This window comes from Synechococcus sp. R6-10 (assembly GCF_047461815.1).
Lineage (GTDB): Bacteria > Cyanobacteriota > Cyanobacteriia > Thermostichales > Thermostichaceae > Thermostichus.
This window is the reverse complement of sequence record NZ_JANSHW010000202.1, coordinates 1-5,265: the sequence shown is the minus strand read 5'-3', so window position 1 is coordinate 5,265 and position 5,265 is coordinate 1. Positions and strand designations below refer to the sequence as shown.

The 5,265-nt window shown below is 61.2% G+C and carries 4 protein-coding genes; 3 read left to right on the top strand and 1 reads right to left on the bottom strand.

Going from position 1 to position 5,265, the window contains the following annotated elements; genetic code table 11:
- Positions 1–111 precede the first annotated feature (111 nt).
- The 3 genes from bcp to raf1 all read left to right on the top strand — a co-directional run bounded on the left by bcp (position 112) and on the right by raf1 (position 3,918).
- The gene (bcp, locus tag NW837_RS06365) at positions 112–576 is read left to right on the top strand and encodes a thioredoxin-dependent thiol peroxidase (protein ID WP_011432174.1); all 465 of its coding nucleotides are present in this window, start codon (positions 112–114) and stop codon (positions 574–576) included.
- 127 nt (positions 577–703) lie between these two features.
- Entirely contained in the window at positions 704–2,650 is a 1,947-nt protein-coding gene (locus tag NW837_RS06360; RefSeq protein ID WP_414329937.1) for a serine/threonine-protein kinase, read from the top strand.
- Positions 2,651–2,814: 164 nt separating this feature from the next.
- A complete protein-coding gene (gene raf1, locus NW837_RS06355; protein ID WP_414329935.1) occupies positions 2,815–3,918 on the top strand; it encodes a RuBisCO accumulation factor 1 in 1,104 nt (367 codons plus the stop codon).
- A gap of 86 nt (positions 3,919–4,004) precedes the next feature.
- Here the strand turns inward: raf1 and proB are convergent, their stop codons facing one another.
- The gene (proB, locus tag NW837_RS06350; RefSeq protein WP_041436197.1) at positions 4,005–5,120 is read right to left on the bottom strand and encodes a glutamate 5-kinase; all 1,116 of its coding nucleotides are present in this window, start codon (positions 5,118–5,120) and stop codon (positions 4,005–4,007) included.
- Between the last annotated feature and the right edge of the window lie 145 nt (positions 5,121–5,265).

Here is a 5,265-nt window from a genome sequence, read left to right as displayed (position 1 = left end):
TTCAAAGACTTACAAGAAGTGGCGGAAATGCAGCAGCCCCCCCAAAAGGAAGGGCGAAACATCACGATGATTCTCTCTCCCAAAAAATCGGTCTGAGGAGGGATCCCACCCATGCCCCTTGCCGTTGGGGATCCGGCTCCGGAGTTCACCCTGCCCGATGCCGAGGGCAATCCCATCAGCTTGAGCCAGTTGCGGGGACAGCGGGTGGTGCTCTATTTTTACCCGCGGGACAACACCCCCGGCTGCACCCAAGAAGCCTGCGGCTTTCGGGATGCCTACGCTGACTATCAAGCCCACGGCATCGCCATCTTGGGGGTGAGCGCCGACGATGCCCGTTCCCACCAAAAATTTGCCCAGAAGCTGCAACTGCCCTTCCCCCTGTTGGTGGATGAGGGGGCCAAGGTGGCCAGGGCTTACGGGGTCTATGGGCCGAAAAAGTTCATGGGCAAAGAGTACAACGGCATTCACCGCACCACTTTTGTTATTGATCCGGAGGGGAAGATCGAGGCCGTTATCACCAAGGTCAAGGTGGAAACCCACGCAGCGGAGCTGCTCAAGCAGTTGACCGGCTCTTAGGCTTTCCGGTGGGAGTTCGGCAGACCTGCTGCTGGGCTCGTTGTTCTGGAACCTGAGCCAAGACGGGAACGAAAAGAGCAAAATAAAGATGTAAAGTGCCGGTATTGATTCCTCGTGGGCTAGGGCCGTGTCCCGACGCAGCCGTACCCTCAAGTCGATTCACGATAGCTACCAAATGTTGGGTTTGGCCGGCCAAGGGCAGTACGGGCGTGTATTCTGTGCCCGTCCCCGTCAAGGAGGAGACCTGGTGGCCCTGAAGGAGCTGCCGGCGGAGCGCTTTCCCACCCAAAATCTGCTGCGGGAGCTGCGCCATCTGCTCACCCTCAACCACCCCAACATTACCCGCTGCTACGCCCTCGAACATGCCCGCGAAGGTCGCTACCTGGTGTTGGAGTACTGCGAGGGAGGCACGCTGCGGGAGCTGATCGACCAGGTGGAGCAAGGGCTGTGGCTGCCGGTCAAGCAGGTTTTGGGCTTTGTGGATCAGATTTTGGCCGGGTTAGATCATGCCCACCGGCAGGGGGTGATCCACTGCGATGTCAAGCCCGAGAACATCCTGCTCAAGCCCACGCCCCAGGGCTGGCAACTGAAGCTGACAGACTTTGGCATTGCCCGCCACTCCCAGCCTCTTCCCGATGAGATCAGCGCCACCGGATCCCCTGCCTACATGGCTCCCGAGCGCTTCTACGGTCAGTTTAGCCCTGCCTCGGATCTCTACGCGGTGGGGATCATCCTGCTGGAGCTGTTGACAGGCCGGCGGCCTTTTTCCGGATCCCCCGGCCAGTTGATGCACGCCCACCTCAACCAGCCGTTTGTCTGTCCCGAAGGGATCCCTGCCCCGCTGCGGGAGGTGCTGGAGATAGCCCTACGCAAGTTGCCCTTGCGGCGGTTCCGCACTGCTGCCCAAATGCGGTCGGCTTTGGCGGTGGTTGCCCAAGAGTGGCAAGAGCCGGCCAGTTGTTGGGTTGGCCCTCGCCTGCCCAGATGGCCGCCCCCTGGGGTACAGGTTTGGGATCTGCCGGATCTGGGCTCTGTTGACACTGGCGGGATGGGGTTCCTGGCCGAGCAAAAGTTCTGCATCTGCGAGGATCCCAGCGGCTCCAGATCCCCGCTGCTGTTGCGGGTGACCCCCCAGAGGCTGGAATGGCTGGAGCTCCAGAACCTTGCCCTGGGATCCCCTGCTTTGGCCCGTTTTTCCCTGGACGAGCCAATTCGGGCGGTGCTGCCCTTGAACACCTTCCCGGAAGCCCTGGCCTTCTCCCGAAGCAGCCTTTTGCACCTCAGCCCCAGCCGCATCCGCACCTTGCTCAGCTTTGAGGAGGATTGGCAGGCCACCTGGCTGGCAGAGCGACAGGAGCTGGTCTGGGCCACCGCCCAAGAGTTGGGGGCCGTACAATGGCAGCCGGCCACGTCGACAGGAACACAGCCTTTCCCCGATTCCCGCTGCTATTTTCGTTGGCCTTGGCAGGGATCCCTGTCCCGCTTGCTGGCCCTCTCGGAGCATCTGGTTTTGTTGACAGGTGTGGGGCAGCAGTGGGTGGAGATGAGCCTCTTGCCCTATCCCAAGGGACACCATCCCACTGTCGCAACCGGTTGGTCTCTGCAGACGGGATCCCAGCCCATTCGCTATCGCCTGCCCTTGGATCCCCAAGGGGGGGTGATCAGCTTGGGAGAACGGTTGCTCTTTGCGGCAACAGATGAGGGAAGGGAAGGCCAGCAAGGTTGCTGCCCCTATCTCCACTCGGTGCAGGTGAATCCGCTGCGGGTGCGCCGCTGGTTCTTGAAAGGGCAACCTGTCCAGATGGCCAAGGCCCCTTGGGGCGTGCTGCTGCTGTGTCGAGAGGGCGAGCAATCCACTTCCCTCTGGCTGTACAGTGAAAAAGGGGATCCCTTGGCCCAAGTAGCTGTGCCTAACGGCTCACAGGTGTTGCAGGTGGGCCAAAGGGGCAAGATTTGGCTGCAGGTGCCCAAAGCAGAGAAATCTCACCTGTCTCAGCTTTGGCAATTGGATCTGAACTGCTTGCCGGTGAGTGGACAGCCTTCCCAGGTGATGCTGTGCGACCCAGCGATCTAGAGTTTCGCCAAGGACTCCGTCCCGCTGTCGCGACCGGACTCGGCCAGAACCGCTATCAGCCCTAAGATCAAGTTTGAAGATCAAGTTTGGCTAGATGCCCGGCCAGCTCTGCTGGGCTGTGGACCAGGGGAGTGGTGATCTGTCCAGCCTGTTGGAGAACAAGCATGAGTCAGTATCTGCCGGAACCTGCTGCTGTGGAGGAGGATCCCAGCTTGTTGGTAGAGCGGCTGCGCCGCAAAGAGGGCCGGTGGCTGGATTGGGCCAAGGCCTGTCAAGCTTTGCAACGACAGAAAATGACTCCCCAGGCCATCTTCGAGGCAACCGGGTTTGAGCCCATTCACCAAAACCAGATCCTTGTTGCGGCCCAGGTTTACGAAGGGATGGCCAAAGCAGGAGCCAGCCCAGAAGTTCTGGGGCATTTTGCCCATAAAGGCAGCGATATCCTCTACGAGTTGCGCATTCTCTCTCCACAGGATCGGGTTCGGGTGGCGGAATTTATCTTCAGTCGCCATTTGCATGCCGCTGATGCTCATGAGATCGCCCGCGCCGTGAAAAATTATGCCCAGCTCCAACAGCTCCCGGAAGGGTTTACGGATCACCCCGGCGATGCGGTGGCCTATCAAGCCTGGCGGACGGCCCAGCAAACCCGCGATCTGCAGGAGCGAACTCGCGCTATCGGTCGAGCATTTCAGTATGTCCACAGCGATACAGCCCGCCGGCAGGTGGAGCAGCTTTTGTCTGCAGTTACTGCTGGCTCCCGATCCCAACGTAGCGTTTTGCCCAAGCTGTCGGTGTTTCGCCTGGAAGAAGATCTGCCGCGACTGCTGCCGGTGGCCGGATCCCTGCCTCTTGCAACTGCCGCCTGGGAAGGGATCCCCCCCAGCGAGCCGCAAGGGCCCTTTGGCTGGGTCAACAGCCCGGCGGAGCAGACTTGGATGGCCTTGCCTGCTTGGCCGGTGATTCAAAAGGCCGGGGATCCGGTGATCCTTCAGGTGGAAAACCGGCTTTTGGGATCCCTGTTGGGTTTGCCGGTGCCTGCCGGTGAAGAACAGGATCCGGTTTTGCTGGTGGTCGATCGCGCCGCTCGGGTTTGGGAGGGAGCTCAGATGGCGGGATTTTTCCTGGTGGATCGGGCCGGATCCCTGGCGGTGGAGTGGATAGAAGACTCGCCCTCCTCTCCCCTGTTGGGCCAGGTGCTGATGGCCGTGCGCCCCCCGCGGGTTTTCGATGAGGTGCTGGCTCAGGATCCCTGGCAGTTGGAAGAATAGGCGTTGGGATCCCGCCGTTGTAGCCATTCGTGCTAGTGGTGCAGAGCACCGCGCCTGGACTCGCCCCCATGGCCTCACCCATGGCCTCAATTGAGCAAGGCCAAGTTATCCCGGTGGACGGCAGTATCAACCCCTTCATAGCCCAGGATGCGGGGAATCTCGGCGGTTTTTTTGCCCTTAATCTGCCGCAGCTCCTCGGCGCTGTAGTTCACCAGGCCCCGCGCCACCTCCTGGCCGCTGGGATCGCACAGGCGCACGGCAGCCCCCGCCTCAAACTCCCCAGAAATGGCTGTGATCCCTGCCGGCAACAGCGAGCGCCCTTGCTCGCACACCGCTCGTACCGCCCCCTCATCCAAAGTCAAAGATCCCTCGGGGATGAGGCCGTAGGCAATCCATCGCTTGCGGGCGCTGGCGGGCTGAGGAGCCGGATCAAAGCGGGTGCCGATGGCCTCGCCGGCCAGAATGGCCGGAATTTGCTCAGGCCGTTTGCCATTGGTGATCACCACCGTTACCCCTGCAGCTGTAGCAATTTGAGCAGCGGTCAGTTTGGTGGCCATGCCGCCGGTGCCCCAGCCGCTTTTCCCCTGGGCTTCGGCCTTCACCTGTAGCGGGATCCCGGGCAACACCCGCTCAATGGGCTGGGCAGAGGGATCTCGGTTGGGGTCAGCCGAATAGAGCTTGTCCACATCGGTGAGCAGGATAAGCCACTTGGCCTGCACCATGCTGGCCACTAACGCCGAAAGCGAGTCGTTATCGCCGAATTTCAGCTCCTCCACTGCCACCGTGTCGTTTTCATTGACGATGGGAATAACCCCCATCTGCAGCAGTTGGGCAAAAGTGCGATTGGCGTTCACGTAGCGGCTGCGCTCCACCAGATCGCCGCGGGTGAGCAGCACTTGGGCAATTGGCTGGTTCAGAGCCGAGAAGAGGTCATCGTAAAGGCGGATCAACCGCCCCTGTCCCACCGCAGCCACCGCCTGCTTCTCGGCAATAGCCGTCGGTCGTTGCCGCCAGCCAAGGCGAGCACAGCCCACCCCCACCGCCCCAGAGGAGACCAAGATCACCGCATACCCCTGCCTGCGCAGGTGGGTCAGCACCTCCACCAGCGGCCCCAACACCGAAAGACGCAACAAGCCGGTCTGAGTATCTGTCAGGCTGGAGGTGCCGATCTTCACCACCACCGTCACGTCTGTTGTTGCCATCGCCGCTCTCAACCCATCCTCCCACCCCTCTATTCACCATAGCGCCACCATAGCGGAGTCAAGACGCAGCTGTATTGACCAAAAGGCGCGGCAAGCCCCGTCCTTCAGGGCGGGGAAGGATAGCGCCGACCGTAGCCGACGCCCT